The sequence below is a fragment of the Shewanella rhizosphaerae genome (genome assembly GCF_019457655.1).
GTDB lineage: Bacteria > Pseudomonadota > Gammaproteobacteria > Enterobacterales > Shewanellaceae > Shewanella > Shewanella loihica.
Genome location: NZ_CP080420.1, coordinates 2,607,930 through 2,624,147, shown reverse-complemented (window position 1 = coordinate 2,624,147; position 16,218 = coordinate 2,607,930). Strand labels below are relative to the sequence as shown.

Sequence of the window (16,218 nt, the reverse complement as noted above, 5' to 3'; positions counted from 1 at the left end):
TTGCCCATGTCGATTAGGCCAGTTTTCACTGGCCTAATTCTTTTTACATAAGGTAAATGCGTCAATTTGTTCACTAGAGGTGGAGTGATGATGACACAAGCTAAGGTGGGTCTCGGCCTGCGCCGCGAGATGCTAGATGAGTTTTGCCAGTCTGTCCCTGGTGCCATCGATTTTTTCGAGGTGGCGCCCGAGAACTGGATGACACTTGGTGGTAAGTTTGGCCGTCAATTTAGGCAGTTAACCGAGAAGCACAAGTTTTTCTGCCACGGACTGTCGCTCTCTATCGGTGGCCCAGAGCCCCTAGATACCCGTTTCGTTAAACAGGTGAAGCACTTTCTCGATCATCACGGCATAGATATCTATTCGGAGCACTTAAGTTACTGCTCGGGCAAGGGCCATCTGTATGACTTGATGCCAATCCCCTTTACTGATGAGGCGGTGCGCCACGTGGCAAGGCGTATTGAGCAGGTGCAGGATATCTTAGAGCGTCCCTTTATTCTGGAAAACGTATCCTTTTACGCCGCGCCCGCGAGCGAGATGAGTGAGTGCGAGTTTGTCAGCGCCGTGCTTGAAGAGGCAGATTGTCGCCTGCTGCTGGATGTGAACAACATCTATGTTAACTCGATCAATCATCAGTATGACGCCGAAGCCTTCTTAAGGGCCATGCCCAGTGAGCGTATCGCCTATCTGCATATTGCCGGTCATTATGATGAGGCAGAAGATCTTAAGGTTGATACCCATGGCAGCGAGGTGATCGACCCCGTGTGGCGGTTGTTAGCGATCTGTTATCAGACCCATGGTGTGTTTCCAACCTTGCTTGAGCGTGACTTTAACATTCCGGCTACTTCAGAGTTGCTCGAAGAGATCAACAAGATACATGACTATCAGACCAAGGCATTACAGCCCAGCCATCGGAGTGCCTAGATGAGTTTTACCCAAGTTCAGCAGTCGTTTATCGATTACATCAAAGACCCTTCATCGCCCCTGCCTCAGGGGACGGATGAAAGGCGTATGGGGATCTATCGCGAACTGTTTTTTAATAATGTGAAGGGGTTTGTCGCGAGCGGATTTCCCGTGCTCTGCTCCTTGTATGAAGAAGATGACTGGCAGGCGCTGGTGCAGCAGTTTTTTGTGACCCATGATTGTCAGACGCCGATTTTTATCGAAATCGCCCAAGAGTTTTTGCTGTTCTTACAAAACGAGTATCAGCTGAGCGAGCAAGATCCCGCCTTCATGCTAGAGTTGGCTCACTATGAATGGTTGGAGCTGGTGGTGGCCACGGCGCCCGATGACAGACAGTCGCAACGTATTGACGAGCAAAGCCTGGAAACCCAGCCCCTGGGGTTAAGCTTGGCCGCCAGGGTGGCCCAATACCATTTTGAGGTGCAGCGTATCAGCCCCGACTATCGCCCCGAGGCGCCTAGCGAGCAGCCTAACTTTTTCTGTATCTACCGGGATGCTGACGATGAAGTCTGTTTCTTGCAGCTTAATCCGCTTACGGCGCAGGTGCTGGCCTATATCGAGCAGCAAGATGGTGTGGAGTTTGCTGCGCTATGTGACTGGCTCGCATCACTTTATCAGCAGATGCCGAGGTCTCAGATAGTAGAGGGTTGTCGGCAGTTGCTGCTGGATATGGCTCAGCGGGGCATAGTGGTCGCCGCGAGATAAATTTTGTCCAATTAGGCCTTTCTATCGTGCTGGCTTGTCACTATAATGGCGGCGAAAATTGATCTAGATCAATAAAAGTTGTCAATCATGAGTGAGGAAAGTATGAGTCAGCCGTTTAAAGACCCGTTTAATTTTGTTTATTTTCTTGGTTTCTTGCTGGTAATGATGTTGCCTACGCTGCCAGCTACCCTATCATGGTTGAAACACCTAAACCTGATCTCTTAAGCATTAGCCTTAAGCGGTTAAGCAACTAGCTTAGCGGGCTAAGTCGGGTATACTAACCACTCATTCTTGAGTGGTTTTTTTATGCGAGGAATTCATGGTTATCAAGCGGGGCTTCTATCTACTCCTAGGCCTTAGCAGTCTGTTTCTAGGCCTGCTTGGCATCGCCCTTCCGCTGTTGCCGACCGTGCCTTTTATCTTGCTGGCGGCTTTTTGTTTCGCCCGCTCGAGTTCGCGCCTGCATGACTGGCTGATGACCCACCCTTGGTTTGCCGATGCGCTGCAGAACTGGCATAGCGAGCGCGCCATTCGCCGCGGCTTGAAGCGCAAGGCCTATATCGCTACCTGTTTAAGTTTTAGCGTGAGTATCATTTTGGTGCCGCTGCTGTGGGTGAAGTTGATGCTGCTGGCCATGCTGACAGGCTTGTTGCTTTATCTCAGGCAAATTCCCGAATTAGACGACTGATTGTGAACTTAGGTTGTGAACCTAGGCGGTGAGTTTGGTTAAGCTTTGTGACATTCGCTGTTGCAACCAATATCAAAGGAGCTTAAGCTTTAGCCGAAAATTCTAGTCAAAACTGGCCCTATGGCCAGTTTGTCCTTTTTAAGGGCTCAAACGAAAAAGATGGTAGTAATGAATACAGACAAGTTAGCCTTGATCAAGCAGAGCATTAAGACAATTCCAGATTATCCGAAACCAGGGATCATGTTTCGCGATGTAACCAGTTTAATGGAAGACCCAGCGGCCTATCAGGCGACGATTGCCCTGTTTGTTGAGCGCTATAAAGATCTTGGCGTGACCAAAGTGGTGGGCACTGAGGCGCGTGGCTTTCTTTTCGGCGCGCCGCTGGCGTTAGAGTTGGGCGTCGGTTTCGTGCCTGTGCGTAAGCCAGGTAAACTGCCGCGCGAAACTATCTCTGAGAGTTATGAGTTGGAATATGGCCATGACATGCTGGAGATCCATACCGATGCCATTAAGCCAGGCGATAAGGTATTGGTGGTCGACGATCTGCTGGCTACAGGCGGTACTATCGAAGCGACAGTAAAGCTTATCCGTCAGCTCGGTGGTGAGGTTGAGCATGCGGCGTTTGTGATCTCTCTGCCAGAGCTTGGCGGCGAGCATCGTCTAGCCGAGATGGGCCTCTCTCTGATGACCCTGTGTGAGTTTGAAGGCGAGTAATACCGTCTAATTGATCGCTCATGTCGATCATATAAGTGCCGTGGCTATGCCGCGGCATTTTGCTATCTGGCCCAGTGATTTCAGGCCGATGAGATATGTGGTCCTGTTGATTGCCCCATGGGCGTGGGGAGAAGGCGAGCATTGCGCCGTCAGCTCGCTAAAGACTGGCTAAAGGGGCGCTCAAGATGGCTTAGCATTAGGCCTCATTTGGGCGGGCAAAGCGGGTGATAGGTTAAACATGAAGCAAGCTGGCTTAACAAAGATAAATTAAGGCGCGCTAAGCGCTTAGCTTGCTAGCGAGATGGACCTTGGCATGTTATTGTTTGCTGATTAATGAAGTGTGCTTCGTAATAGTTACCAACCTTGGGGAGTTCCATGTCATATCAGGTGTTAGCCAGAAAATGGCGCCCTGCAACATTTGAGCAAGTCGTCGGTCAGTCACATGTGCTGCATGCCCTTACCAATGCCTTATCGCAAAACCGTCTACATCATGCCTATCTGTTTACCGGTACCCGAGGGGTAGGTAAGACGAGTCTGGCCAGGCTATTTGCCAAGGGACTGAACTGTGAGCATGGGGTAACGGCTACGCCCTGTGGCCAATGTGCCAGCTGCGTCGAGATCGCCCAGGGCCGTTTTGTCGATCTTATCGAGGTGGATGCGGCGTCGCGCACTAAGGTTGACGACACCCGCGAGTTGTTGGACAACGTTCAGTATCGCCCCACACGCGGCCGTTTCAAGGTGTATCTTATCGATGAGGTGCACATGCTCTCGCGCAGCAGCTTCAATGCGCTGTTGAAGACACTGGAAGAGCCCCCAGAGCATGTTAAGTTCTTGCTGGCGACCACAGATCCTCAGCGCCTGCCGGTCACCGTACTCTCCCGCTGTCTGCAATTTAACCTTAAGAGTCTGACACTCGATGAGATCTGCGTGCAGCTTGGCCACATCCTAGCGCAGGAGCAGGTTGGCTATGACGATGGCGCGGTAAAACTACTCGCCAAGGCAGCCAACGGCAGTATGCGTGACGCCTTGAGTCTGACAGATCAGGCCATCGCCTTCGGGGCTGGTCAGGTAAGGCTCACTCAGGTGCAGACCATGCTAGGCACCATAGATGAGCACCATGTGATTGTGTTGCTCAAAGCCCTGTGTGATGGCGACGTGGATCAGCTCATGAAGGTGACCGGGGATGTTTTATCCTTCGGCGCCGATCCCCATGAGGTTTTGCGCAGCCTGCTGGAACTGCTGCACCAGATCACCTTGACCCAGTTTGCGCCCAGCGCCGCTCAGTTGTCGCAATATGCCGAGCAGATCAAGGCATTCGCCAAGCAGTTAAGGCCCGAGCAGGTACAGCTATATTATCAACTATTGCTAAATGGTCGACAGGACCTGCCCCACGCGCCGGATCCTAAGTCTGGCCTGGAGATGGCGCTGTTGCGCGCCATCGCCTTTGTGCCCGAGGCACCCGTGCAGCGCTGGATGGGCGAGGCCGGCAGCGAGATCCTCTTACCTGACACACCCTTACCTGAACAGGGCAAGGGTGAAGATGTTGCGCCAATCTCTGCTAAGGCAGATGAAACAGTTAAGTCGGTGGAACCTGCTGCGTCTGTACCAAATAGTCAGGTCGAAGTGGAAGCCGAGGTTGAAGAAAAGGCTAAGGTTGAAGAAAAGGCTAAGGTCGAGGCCAGCAGTGAAGCAAGTGCGGCAGTGTTTTCTCAAGACGATGCGCAAGCGCCCACTGCTGAGCAGACGAAAAAGTTAAGCGATACTGACAGCCCAATTGAAGCGGACTTAGTCGAAGCGGATTCAGGTGAGCAGGATGCGCTTGAAGAGGATGAGGGCGCGCTCGATCTGTTTGCCGAGCAGCAGCTGATCTTGAGCCAGGCCCAAAGCCAAGGGCACAGCCCTGAGCTTAGTACTAAGTATAGTCCTGTGCCTAGCACTGAGCCTGTGTCTAGCCCTGAGCCGAGCGCGCAAGAAACAAGCTCGGCAAATAAAAGTCCCGTAAGCGATGCATCTGCCGATTCTAAAGTGGGTGCGTCGACGAGTGATGCGACAGCACAAGGCGATGAAGCGGCTCTGCCTAGCGAGATTCAAACGCCTGCAGAAAGCGTAGAGCAAACGGCTTCAATAGCCGAGCAAGCCAGTTCGTCAGCAGACGAGAGTGGCAGTTTTTACGATGATCTCTATTTCAGCTCAGGCGAAGATGAGTCTGGTGACCCAAGCGACTATGAAGCTTACCTTGCCTATCAGCAGGGACAGGATAATCCGGCGTCTGGCGATATCTCTTCCTCTGCGGCGACAACGCAGGTTGACAATAGTGTCCAGGCTAGCAGTGCTCCGGTAAATGAAGATGCCCCCCATGGCGGCTTGGCCACCGGTACAGCATCGGCGAGTGAAGAAACTACGCCCAACCTGTTAGAAGATGATCTGCTCGACGCCGTATTGAATGCGCGTCAGAGCCTGCTTAGCGATCTTGAGGAAGATGCGGCTAAGGAGGACGCGGCTAAGGAGAGCGCATCAAAAAAGCCCCTAGTCGGCGCTAAAAAGCCTGGGGCTAACCAGGCTCAGCCAAGTAGTGAACAGCAGGCGGGCGAAGATAATCAGTTTGGTGCAGCGCCTTATGTGCCGCCCAAACGGCCAGAGCAAGCAGCCTTGAGCGGGAATGACGAATCCCAGAGGGTCGGTGAAAAAGCCTTGAGCGTCGAAGCTGTCTCGAACATGACGGCGAGGATAGAGCAAGAGACTGAAGTGCCTGAGACGCAGAACAATAATTTGGCGCAGCAACCTACTGCGTACCTAAATGATGAAGACAGGCCGCCTTGGGTGTCGCCTGATCCAAGTCTGCAGGCGATGACCGCGCCAAGCGATGAAGCATCTAATCTTGTCGAGCAAGTCGATACAGAGACTGAATCACACGTCCGCGCCGCTGCAGCTGCTCAGACTGAACAAGGCTTGGATGAACTCAGCTTGGAGGACCAAAGCTCGGAGGGCCAAAGCCCAAATGAAAGCGGTGCTATAGGCAATGATCCCGTCCAGCGCCCAGCAGCGCAGGAATCTTCTGCATCGTCAGCCGTCACTCAGCCCGTCAGTCAGACGACCCGGGTGGCCTTTGTGACTGATGAGATCACAGGGCACGATACGGATCTTAAGTGGTACCGCTTGATGTCGGCGCTGGAGATCGGCGGCCGGGTAAGACAGCTGGCGGTCAACGCCGTATGTCAGGCCTTTAGTGAGCCGCTGCCTTTGGTGCTCAAACCCAATCAGAAGCACTTGGCGGCGCCAGGCGCCATCACGCAGCTCGAAGATGCCTTGTCTAAGGCCTTGGGCGGCAGTTGCCAGGTGGCGTTTAGTGTCGGCGTCGAGCCGGAGCGCGAGACGCCGCTAGAGATACGTCAGCGTTTTCATCGCGAGCTGCTCGAGCAGGCGCATCAGGGGTTATTACAAGATGAAAACATTCGATGGCTGACACAGATGATGCAGGCAGAGATGGAGCCAGACAGCTTAAGTTATCTGCCAGAGCTGCTGGGTAAGCGGGGCCAGACGATAGCACTTATCGATAAGTCGAACTTTGTGGCGACAGAGGAGTCTTAACTTTCGCGAGTTATCGCTTACATGAGTCATGCTTGAGTCATGCGTTAGTGCGACTAACTAATGTCGTGAGCAAGTGTCGTGAGCAAACGCAGTGAGCGAGTGCAGTAGGCTCGATAGAATGAATGGAGCGAGCAATGCGAAAGGGCTCGCAGGTCATAAGTTTTAAGATTGGTGATCAGCTTTGATTGCTTATTGGTGCTAATTCAGTAAGATTAGCCAGTTTTTTTAATATTGAAGAGAACTCGATATGTTTGGAAAAGGCGGTATGGGCAACCTGATGAAACAGGCCCAGATGATGCAAGACAAGATGGCCAAGGCGCAAGAAGAGATCGCGCGTATGGAAGTGACCGGTGAAGCCGGTGCGGGTCTTGTTAAGGTCACTATGACAGGCTCTCACAGCGTACGTAAGGTCGAGATCGACCCAAGCCTGCTAGAAGATGACAAAGAGATGCTCGAAGATCTGATCGCGGCGGCTTGTAACGATGCGGCGCGTCGTGTCGAAGAGAGCCAGAAAGAGAAGATGGCTGAAGTCACAGGCGGCATGCAGTTGCCACCTGGCATGAAGATGCCTTTCTAACGATGAAATTTAGTCCCCTGGTCGATGAGTTGATCCAGTCGCTGCGCTGCTTGCCCGGGGTTGGCCCCAAGTCGGCTCAGCGCATGGCGTTTCAGCTGCTCGAGCGCGATCGCAAGGCGGGTCACAAGCTGGCTCAGGCATTGTCGCGTGCCATGAGTGATGTGGGGCACTGCAGCAGTTGTCGCACCTTCACCGAGGAGAGCCTGTGCCCCATCTGCGCCAGTAGTCGCCGTGGCAGCTCAGATCTGATCTGTGTGGTCGAGACGCCTGCAGACGTGCTGGCGATTGAAGCCGGCGGTCACTTCTCGGGCCGTTATTTTGTGCTCTTAGGCCACCTGTCACCCCTCGATGGTGTGGGACCGGACGAGCTCGGGCTGAGCCTGCTGGAGACCCATCTTGCCAGTGGCGAGGTGAGCGAGCTCATCCTGGCGACCAACCCGACGGTAGAAGGGGACGCGACGGCGCACTTTATCGCCGATATGGCCAAGCAGCATGAGGTCAATGTGAGCCGAATCGCTCATGGTGTGCCCGTGGGCGGCGAGCTCGAGTATGTCGACAGCACCACGCTGGCGCTCTCCTTTAATGGACGCATTCCGTTATAAGGCTCTTTTAAGTCCTACAATAAAATCCAGTTCATCTTGAGCTGGATTTTTTTTGACCAATTAAAACCCTTTGTCTGTTTTTGGCTTGAAAAGCGAAAATCCAGCCCCATCTCTAAAGCCATAAGCGTTTTTGTGAAATAGAGAAGGAAACATCCATGTCACATCAAGAAACCCATGGCTTTCAAACAGAAGTCAAACAACTACTCAATTTGATGATCCACTCTTTATACTCCAATAAAGAGATTTTCTTGCGTGAATTGGTCTCTAACGCCGCCGATGCGGCCGATAAACTTCGTTACGAAGCCCTGACTAAAGATGAGCTTTACGAAGGCGATGGTGAGCTGCGCGTACGCGTCAGTGCCGATAGCGAGAAAGGTACAGTGACCATTGAAGATAATGGTATCGGTATGACCCGCGATGGCGTGATAGAGCATCTGGGTACCATCGCCAAGTCGGGCACCGCAGAATTTTTCAAGAATCTATCGGGCGATGAGTCTAAAGACTCACAGCTGATTGGTCAGTTTGGTGTGGGCTTCTATTCGGCCTTCATCGTTGCCGATAAGGTGACCGTACGCACCCGCGCCGCCGGTCACGCGGCAGATGAGGCGGTGCAGTGGGAATCAGCCGGTGAAGGTGAATTTACCGTCGAAAACATCGTTAAAGAGAGCCGTGGTACAGAGATCATCTTGCATCTTCGCGAAGAAGAGAAAGAGTTTGCGAGCGATTATCGTCTGCGCTCTATCATCACCAAATACTCAGATCATATCTCGGTACCGGTAGAGATGTGGCAAGAAGGCACGCCAGCCCAGGAAGCGACCGAGGAGGGCGGTGAAGCCATTCCTGCGACCGAAGGTCACTGGAAGGCGATGAACAAGGCGACCGCCCTGTGGACCCGTAACAAGAGTGATGTCACCGACGAAGAGTATCAAGAGTTCTACAAGCATATCTCTCATGATTTTACCGATCCTCTGCTGTGGAGCCACAACCGCGTCGAGGGTAAGCAGGAGTACACCAGTCTGCTTTACATCCCGTCGAAAGCCCCATGGGATCTGTGGAATCGCGACCGTAAACACGGCCTGAAACTCTTCGTTCAGCGCGTATTCGTGATGGATGATGCCGAGCAGTTTATGCCGAGCTACCTGCGTTTCGTGCAGGGTCTTATCGACTCAAACGATCTGCCGCTGAACGTTTCGCGTGAGATTTTGCAGGACAACAAGATCACCACGGCGCTGCGCACTGCGGTGACCAAGCGCGTGCTTGGCATGCTAGAGAAGCTGGCTAAGAACGATCCCGAGAAGTATCAAAGCTTCTGGGCCGAGTTTGGCCAGGTACTGAAAGAAGGTCCGGCGGAAGATTTCGCCAACAAGGAGAAGATCGCCGGGCTGCTACGCTTTGCCTCGACTCACACCAATGAAGCGGCTCATACCGTATCATTAAGCGACTATGTTGAGCGCATGAAGGAAGGTCAGAGCAAGATCTACTACATCGTTGCCGACAGTCATGAAGCGGCGGCCAACAGCCCACACCTTGAGCTGCTGCGTAAGAAGGGGATCGAGGTGCTGTTGATGTCAGAGCGTATCGACGAGTGGTTGATCAACCATCTCACCGAGTTTGACGGCAAGCAGCTGCACTCGGTGACTCGTGGTGACCTCGAACTGGGCGAGCTGGAAGATGCCGCCGAGAAAGAGGCCCAGGAGAAGCTGGAGACTGAATCTGAAGGTTTAGTGAAGCGCGTTAAAGAGGTGCTGGGCGACAAGGTGGCCGAGGTGAAGGTGACCAGTCGTCTAACCGACACCCCTGCCTGTGTGGTCGCTGGCGCCGGTGAGATGTCGTCGCAGATGATTAAATTGATGCAGGCCGCTGGCCAGGCTGTGCCCGAGAGCAAGCCTGTGTTTGAGCTTAACCCTGAGCATCCGCTGGTGAAACGTTTGGATACTGAGCAGGATGAAGAGGTGTTTGGTCAGTGGGCCGAGCTCTTGCTACAACAGGCGCAGCTGTCTGAGAAAGGCAGCCTGGCCGACCCATCAGCCTTCATCAAACTGATGAACAAGATGTTGTTAGCCAGCGTTAAGTAAATCTAAGCTAGAGTTAGTAAGAGGCAGTTTGACTGCCTCTTATGCTATCTACTTATCGCTAACTCATTAACAGAGACAAGCTCTCTCAAAAAAGAGACGCTCTCGATAAAAGAGATATTATGGATTCAGTATTGGATTTAACCAAAGAAAACATTCAGCAAGTGGTCGATGCCTCCATGCAGCAGGTGGTGGTCATGACGTTTTGGAGCCAGCAGAGCCCAGAGAGCCTGCAGCTGATGCAGATGCTGACCCAGATTGCCGCCCAGGGGCGTTTCCTGCTGGCTAAGGTCAACTGCGATCAGGAGATGGAGATAGCCAACTATTTTCAGATCCAGAGTCTGCCAACCACTTTGGTACTGAAAGAGGGTAAGCCTGTCGATGGCTTTGCCGGCCTGCAAGAGGCGGCGCAAATTGAGGCCTTACTCGACCAGCATCTGCCTAAGGCCTGGCAAGTCGCGCTTAATCAGGCCAAGGTGCAACTGGCACAGGGCGATGCCGAAGGGGCGCTGCCGCTGCTTAAGCAAGCCTATCAGGAGTGCCAGACGGCCGAGGTATCCTTGGTGTATGCCGATGCGCTGCTGGTCGTGTCAGACATCAATCAGGCTAAGGTGCTACTCGATGGTATCGGCCTTGCCGATCAAGACGCCTACTATCAGAGCCTCAAGGCCAAGCTCTCCCTGGCGCTGGACGCCGCCGATACGCCGGAGATCAGAAGTCTGCTGGATGATGTCGAACAAGACCCCAGCGATTATGCCAAGCTACTTTCCCTTGCCAAGGCGCTTCATGGCGCCAAGCGCGATGAAGAAGCCCTCGAGCGTCTCTATCTGATATTAAAGACAGATCTGCAGGCCCAGCAAGGCGAGATCAAGCAGCTTTTCATGGAGATCCTCACCGCCTTGGGTCAGGGACATGCCGTGGCCAATCAATATCGCCGCAAATTATACACTTTGCTCTACTAGGGTCTGTTGATCTTTGCTGTTTGTTTTTACAGCAGTTTGTAGGTGATTTATACAAGGCGGAGCCTGTGCGTGTAGTGTTTTTATAAACCAGAGTTACACAAACGGGCGATAACGCTGTAAAAATGGCCTACAAACACTGCCCAATGGGGTCAACTAAACACGCACTGCACTTTATGAAAGGCTTCCTGCCTTTCACCGTGGGCGGTCAGCAATGCTGTTAGAAATCGTTCCAGACGATTTCTTGGTTGTTCGCCATTCACATAGAGTAACTATGCTTCATGACTCTCGCCTCGTGCAAAACGCGTTTAGATTGAACAAAAATTAAACTTGAAAGAACAACAGGCCCTAATGAGTCTCTGCATCAGGTTATCATACCAGTGATATATGCTGACCCGGTCGCTTTATAAGGTGGTATCTGTGGTATCAGCCTAAAGTCGAATTAAAACTGGCCATGCGGCCCTTCAAATAGGCGCCCATTTGTGCGAAGATCGCCGCCCAGATAAAACTAATAATCAAATTTATGCGAAATAAGAGGACTCTCAGATGCGCATTATGCTATTAGGTGCCCCAGGTGCCGGTAAAGGTACTCAAGCCCAATTCATCATGGAAAAATACGGTGTGCCACAAATTTCTACGGGCGACATGCTCCGTGCAGCCGTTAAAGCGGGAACGCCTCTGGGTCTAGAAGCCAAAAAAGTGATGGATGCAGGACAGTTGGTTTCTGATGAGCTGATTATTGGACTGGTTAAAGAGCGTATCGCCCAAGACGATTGCGCCAAGGGCTTCCTGCTTGACGGTTTCCCACGCACCATTCCTCAGGCCGATGCCATGGCGGCTAGCGGTATCGATATCGATCACGTGATCGAAATCGACGTGCCAGACGAAGAGATCGTTAAGCGCATGAGCGGTCGTCGTGTACACCCAGGCTCTGGCCGTGTATACCACATTGTTTACAACCCGCCTAAGGTGGAAGGTAAAGACGATGTGACTGGCGAAGATCTGGCTATCCGCCCCGATGACGAAGAGAGTACAGTGCGTAAGCGCCTAGGTATCTACCATGAGCAAACTAAGCCGCTGGTTGAGTACTATGGTAACGTTGCCGAGCAAGGCAAGCTGACCTATAACAAGTTCGACGGCACCCAGAGTGTTGGCGCTGTGAGCGAAGCTATCGTTAAGGCGATTGGCTAATTCCGCTGCTATAAAGTAAAGCGCTATATGAGCTGCTTCTCATATTTGAAAAAGCCCACCTAGGTGGGCTTTTTTTATGCCAGGGTGGGTGCTAGCCTAGCGCTATCCTTGCCAGAGAATATGAGTAGAGTAATTCTTGAATAAAGTCGACAACTTATCTCCCGCTAAGCTTGGTGTCTTGCTGGTTAATCTCGGCACGCCCGATACGCCCACGCCTAAAGATGTAAAGCAGTTCTTAAAACAGTTTCTCAGCGATCCCCGTGTGGTCGACCTAAATCCTTGGATCTGGAAACCCATACTCAATGGCATCATCTTAAATACGCGTCCCAAGGCCGTAGCCAAGCTCTATGAGTCTATCTGGTGGCCCGAGGGCTCGCCTCTGATGGTGATCAGCGAGCGTCAGCGTGAGGCGCTGAGTGCGATTCTAGAAGCGCGTCATGGCAGTGATATTCCGGTGGAGTTGGGGATGAGTTACGGTAACCCCTCACTGTCGTCGGGAATAGACAAGCTGATAGCACAAGGCGTTGAGCGCCTGGTAGTGCTGCCGCTTTATCCCCAGTATTCCTGCTCGACCGTGGCACCGGTATTCGATGCCATCGCCAGTGACTATAAGGGCAGACGCAACTATCCCGAGACCCGCTTCAGTAAAGAATATTTCGAGCACCCGGCCTATATCGCGGCGCTGGCCGAGTCTGTAAGGCGTCATTGGCAAGATAAGGGCCAGGGCGATTGCCTCTTGATGTCTTTTCATGGTGTGCCACTGCGTTATGTCACCGAGGGTGACCCTTATCAGCGTCAATGTCATCGCACAGCCGAGCTGCTGGCCGAGGCCTTAGGGCTTACAGAGTCACAGTGGCGTCTGTGTTTTCAATCGAAATTTGGTAAGGAGGAGTGGCTGACACCGGCAACGGATGCGCTGCTTGAGAGCCTGCCGGGTCAAGGGGTCAAACGCGTGGATATTCTCTGTCCGGCCTTTGCCGTGGATTGTTTGGAGACGCTTGAAGAGATCTCCATTGGCGGCAAGGAGAGCTTTATCGAGGCGGGCGGGGAGGCCTACCATTTCATCCCTTGTCTGAACGAGGATGAAGCGCATATGCAGCTGCTCGCGGACTTGGTCGATGAGCAGGCGGCGGGCTGGCTTAAATCTTAAGCAAAGAATCTCGGGTAAACGGCATAAATCACTGCCCGATGCTATTTTATATGGTACGATCTGCCGCCGTTTTTTTGAGGCGATGGCGTCCGCGTGGCATTAACCATAACGCGGCCTGGTAGACAGCAGACTAAGGGGGTCTAGTATGCTGTTTATTCTTATTTGATTCTGCATGGATGCATTAGAGTGAGTTCTGTATGAAGTTTCCCGGTCAACGTAAGTCGAAACATTACTTTCCAGTTAAGAATCGCGATCCATTATTGGCGCAGTTAACCCTGCAGCCGCAGCATATTTCCACCCATATCAGCGGGATTGATCAGACACTGGTCGACATCGAGGCCAAAGTGGGGGACGAGCTGCTTAGCCGTTACGCCCTGCCGAAAGGAAACTCGACGCTGATCGATGACGAGAAGGCGCACCAGCTCTACACCGAACTGAAAGCTTCTGAGCTGATCAGCGATGAATTTGCCGGTGGCACCATAGGTAACACGGTACACAACTACTCTATTCTTGCCGACGATCGCTCTGTGTTGTTTGGGGTAATGAGCAACCACATCGAGGTGGGCAGCTACGCCTATCGTTACCTGTGCAACACCTCTTCTAAGGTGGATCTTAATTTTCTGCAGCCGGTCGATGGGCCTATCGGTCGTTGTTTCACCCTTATCTCAGAGTGCGGCGAGCGCACCTTTGCCATCAGCAAGGGCTCGATGGATAAACTTACGCCTGAATATATCGACCAGGAGATAGTGCAGACCTCGTCGGCACTAGTGCTTACCGCCTACCTGATGCGCGCGAGCGGTGGCGATAAGATCACAGATGCGGCGTTAAAAGCCATCGCGTATGCTAAGGCAGCAGATGTGCCTGTGGTACTTACCCTGGGGACACGATTCCTTATTGAGGAGGATCCACAGTGGTGGATCGAATTCATTAAGGAGAATGTCACCATACTGGCGATGAACGAAGATGAGGGCGAAGCCCTGACCGGGTTCAAAGATCCCTTGAGTGCCAGCAATGCGGCGCTTGAGTGGTGTGATATGGTGCTCACCACGGCAGGCCCGCTGGGGCTCTATACCGCAGGTTATACCGAGGACTCTGAGAAGCGCGAAACCAGCCATACGCTGCTACCTGGCGCAATTCCAGAGTTTAATCGCTATGAGTTCTCCAGACCTAAACTAAAGCGTGACTGTCAGACGCCGATCAAGGTATTTGCGCATATCTCGCCTTATATGGGCGGTCCTGAGATCATACGTAACACCAATGGCGCGGGAGATGGTGCGCTGGCGGCGCTGCTGCACGACCTTGCCTCTAACACCTATCATAAGGCCAATGTGCCCGGCTCAAGTAAGCACAAGCGCGATGGCCTGTGTTACTCCTCATTCTCGCAGATCTGTAAGTATGCCAACCGTGTAGCCTACGAGGTGTTGGCGCAGCACAGTCCACGCCTGTCTCGCGGCCTGCCTGAACGGGAAGACAGCCTGGAAGAAGCTTATTGGGAAAGATAGGCTATTGGGAAAGATAGGCTTTGGGAGTTTGAAACTGGCTTGTGCTATTTTAAAAAGGCTTGTGCTGATTTAGAAAGGCTCGATTAGGCGAATTCCTGTTCTACCGTATATCAATAGAAAAGGCGTCCGATGGACGCCTTTTCGTTTTTACAGATTAATGAAATCTAGCATATTTACTCTTTGAGCTCGGCGTTTACCTGATCGACGAAGCTTCCCGCTGTCTTACCTGCCTGAGGATCATCGAAAGTAGCCTGGTTAAAGGCATTTTCCGATTTGGCGATGATCACAGTTGCCACCGAGTCGCCGGTCACGTTGACTGCGGTGCGCACCATATCCAGCAGTCTATCGACCCCCATGATGAGGGCGATACCCTCGACAGGCAGACCCACCTGATTCAGTACCATTGCCAGCATAATAAGACCGACGCCTGGTACGCCTGCAGTGCCGATAGAGGCAAGGGTTGCAGTGACCACCACCATGGCATAGTCGGTGATGGTGAGGTCGATACCAAATACCTGGGCAATAAACACCGTGGCGACACCCTGCATAATTGCCGTGCCGTCCATGTTAATGGTGGCGCCAAGCGGCAGAGTGAAAGAGGCAACCTTGTTATCCACCCCTAGACGGTGTTCAGAGGTTTCTAGCGTCACCGGCAGCGTGGCATTTGAGCTGGCCGTACTAAAGGCGAACAGCTGCACATCACGCATCTTACGAATAAAGGTAAAGGGACTGAGTCCGGAGAAGAGTTTTAATAGCACAGGGTAGCTCACGAAGGCGTGGACTAATAACACCGCCAGTACTACCATGAAATATTTAACGACGCTTTCAAATGTCTCGAGACCTAAGGTTAAGGCGAGTTTACCCATGAGGGCAAATATACCGTAGGGGGCTAGTTGCATGATGAGGGTGACCACGCGCATGATCACTTCATTTAAGTCATTAAATAGTGCCGATACACGTTTACCGCGCTCGCCAATATGGGAAATAGCAAAGCCAAAGATCACTGCAAAGATGATGATCTGCAGCATATTGCCCTCTGTCATTGCCTGTATCGGGTTGCGGGGAACCAGGTTGATCAATACGTCCGAAAGGCTAGGGGCCTCTTTAACGCTGTACTGCATGTTCTCTGCCGCTAGCGAGGCGTTACCTGGATGAACGAGCAGCGCGACCAAGATGGCCATAGAAAGGGCAATCGCCGTGGTAAACAGATAAAAAGCGATGGTTTTTCCGCCGAGCCTGCCAAGGGATGATGGGTCACTCAGCGAGCAGGTACCACAGACCAGGGAGATGAAAACCAGAGGGACGACCAACATCTGTAAACTCGAGATAAAAATACTGCCGACCACGTTCAATAAGCCGTTAGTAATATACTCTTCGATAAACTCACTACCGGGGAAAAAACTGCGTAGCAGTAGCCCGGTTAAAATGCCTCCGGCCATACCTATGAGTATTTTTCCGGTGAGGCCTAATTTTTTGTTTTGCGTGCCAGCCATAGTGCTTCCTGTAT

At 52.4% G+C, this 16,218-nt stretch carries 13 protein-coding genes; 12 read left to right on the top strand and 1 reads right to left on the bottom strand.

Going from position 1 to position 16,218, the window contains the following annotated elements; genetic code table 11:
- The first annotated feature begins 87 nt into the window (after positions 1-87).
- From K0I63_RS11595 to K0I63_RS11540, 12 genes are all read left to right on the top strand, one after another.
- Positions 88-924, top strand: a complete 837-nt coding sequence (locus K0I63_RS11595) for an HvfB family MNIO-type RiPP peptide maturase (protein WP_220081140.1) — start codon at positions 88-90, stop codon at positions 922-924.
- Complete coding sequence (locus tag K0I63_RS11590) at positions 925-1,668, top strand: HvfC family RiPP maturation protein (protein ID WP_220081139.1); 744 nt, start codon at positions 925-927, stop codon at positions 1,666-1,668.
- A gap of 319 nt (positions 1,669-1,987) precedes the next feature.
- Complete coding sequence (locus tag K0I63_RS11585; protein WP_011866035.1) at positions 1,988-2,356, top strand: YbaN family protein; 369 nt, start codon at positions 1,988-1,990, stop codon at positions 2,354-2,356.
- Positions 2,357-2,515: 159 nt separating this feature from the next.
- Positions 2,516-3,070 carry an adenine phosphoribosyltransferase gene (apt, locus tag K0I63_RS11580; RefSeq protein WP_083764354.1) on the top strand — a complete coding sequence of 185 codons (555 nt, stop codon included), beginning with the start codon at positions 2,516-2,518 and terminating at the stop codon, positions 3,068-3,070.
- A 375-nt stretch (positions 3,071-3,445) separates the two neighbouring features.
- Positions 3,446-6,658 (top strand): DNA polymerase III subunit gamma/tau, encoded by a 3,213-nt coding sequence (gene dnaX, locus K0I63_RS11575; RefSeq protein ID WP_220081138.1) that lies wholly within the window; start codon positions 3,446-3,448, stop codon positions 6,656-6,658.
- A gap of 247 nt (positions 6,659-6,905) precedes the next feature.
- Entirely contained in the window at positions 6,906-7,235 is a 330-nt protein-coding gene (locus K0I63_RS11570; RefSeq protein ID WP_144202934.1) for a YbaB/EbfC family nucleoid-associated protein, read from the top strand.
- A 2-nt stretch (positions 7,236-7,237) separates the two neighbouring features.
- The gene (gene recR / locus K0I63_RS11565) at positions 7,238-7,837 is read left to right on the top strand and encodes a recombination mediator RecR (RefSeq protein WP_220081137.1); all 600 of its coding nucleotides are present in this window, start codon (positions 7,238-7,240) and stop codon (positions 7,835-7,837) included.
- A 155-nt stretch (positions 7,838-7,992) separates the two neighbouring features.
- Entirely contained in the window at positions 7,993-9,912 is a 1,920-nt protein-coding gene (gene htpG, locus K0I63_RS11560) for a molecular chaperone HtpG (protein WP_220081136.1), read from the top strand.
- A 119-nt stretch (positions 9,913-10,031) separates the two neighbouring features.
- Entirely contained in the window at positions 10,032-10,871 is an 840-nt protein-coding gene (locus K0I63_RS11555) for a co-chaperone YbbN (protein ID WP_220081135.1), read from the top strand.
- 543 nt (positions 10,872-11,414) lie between these two features.
- The gene (gene adk / locus K0I63_RS11550) at positions 11,415-12,059 is read left to right on the top strand and encodes an adenylate kinase (RefSeq protein ID WP_220081134.1); all 645 of its coding nucleotides are present in this window, start codon (positions 11,415-11,417) and stop codon (positions 12,057-12,059) included.
- 136 nt (positions 12,060-12,195) lie between these two features.
- Positions 12,196-13,209 carry a ferrochelatase gene (gene hemH / locus K0I63_RS11545; protein WP_220081133.1) on the top strand — a complete coding sequence of 338 codons (1,014 nt, stop codon included), beginning with the start codon at positions 12,196-12,198 and terminating at the stop codon, positions 13,207-13,209.
- Between the two features lie 197 nt (positions 13,210-13,406).
- Positions 13,407-14,711, top strand: a complete 1,305-nt coding sequence (locus tag K0I63_RS11540) for an inosine/guanosine kinase (RefSeq protein WP_220081132.1) — start codon at positions 13,407-13,409, stop codon at positions 14,709-14,711.
- Between the two features lie 173 nt (positions 14,712-14,884).
- Here the strand turns inward: K0I63_RS11540 and K0I63_RS11535 are convergent, their stop codons facing one another.
- A complete protein-coding gene (locus K0I63_RS11535) occupies positions 14,885-16,204 on the bottom strand; it encodes a dicarboxylate/amino acid:cation symporter (protein WP_011866025.1) in 1,320 nt (439 codons plus the stop codon).
- Positions 16,205-16,218: the final 14 nt, after the last annotated feature.

What these genes read in the sequence shown, in the direction of transcription:
- dnaX (WP_220081138.1), top strand. Translation starts at nt 3,446, where the DNA reads ATGTCATATCAGGTGTTAGCCAGAAAATGGCGCCCTGCAACATTTGAG.
- K0I63_RS11590 (WP_220081139.1), top strand. Translation starts at nt 925, where the DNA reads ATGAGTTTTACCCAAGTTCAGCAGTCGTTTATCGATTACATCAAAGAC.
- K0I63_RS11540 (WP_220081132.1), top strand. Translation starts at nt 13,407, where the DNA reads ATGAAGTTTCCCGGTCAACGTAAGTCGAAACATTACTTTCCAGTTAAG.
- K0I63_RS11570 (WP_144202934.1), top strand. Translation starts at nt 6,906, where the DNA reads ATGTTTGGAAAAGGCGGTATGGGCAACCTGATGAAACAGGCCCAGATG.
- K0I63_RS11595 (WP_220081140.1), top strand. Translation starts at nt 88, where the DNA reads ATGATGACACAAGCTAAGGTGGGTCTCGGCCTGCGCCGCGAGATGCTA.
- K0I63_RS11585 (WP_011866035.1), top strand. Translation starts at nt 1,988, where the DNA reads ATGGTTATCAAGCGGGGCTTCTATCTACTCCTAGGCCTTAGCAGTCTG.
- recR (WP_220081137.1), top strand. Translation starts at nt 7,238, where the DNA reads ATGAAATTTAGTCCCCTGGTCGATGAGTTGATCCAGTCGCTGCGCTGC.
- K0I63_RS11555 (WP_220081135.1), top strand. Translation starts at nt 10,032, where the DNA reads ATGGATTCAGTATTGGATTTAACCAAAGAAAACATTCAGCAAGTGGTC.
- apt (WP_083764354.1), top strand. Translation starts at nt 2,516, where the DNA reads ATGGTAGTAATGAATACAGACAAGTTAGCCTTGATCAAGCAGAGCATT.
- K0I63_RS11535 (WP_011866025.1), bottom strand. Translation starts at nt 16,204, where the DNA reads ATGGCTGGCACGCAAAACAAAAAATTAGGCCTCACCGGAAAAATACTC.
- htpG (WP_220081136.1), top strand. Translation starts at nt 7,993, where the DNA reads ATGTCACATCAAGAAACCCATGGCTTTCAAACAGAAGTCAAACAACTA.
- adk (WP_220081134.1), top strand. Translation starts at nt 11,415, where the DNA reads ATGCGCATTATGCTATTAGGTGCCCCAGGTGCCGGTAAAGGTACTCAA.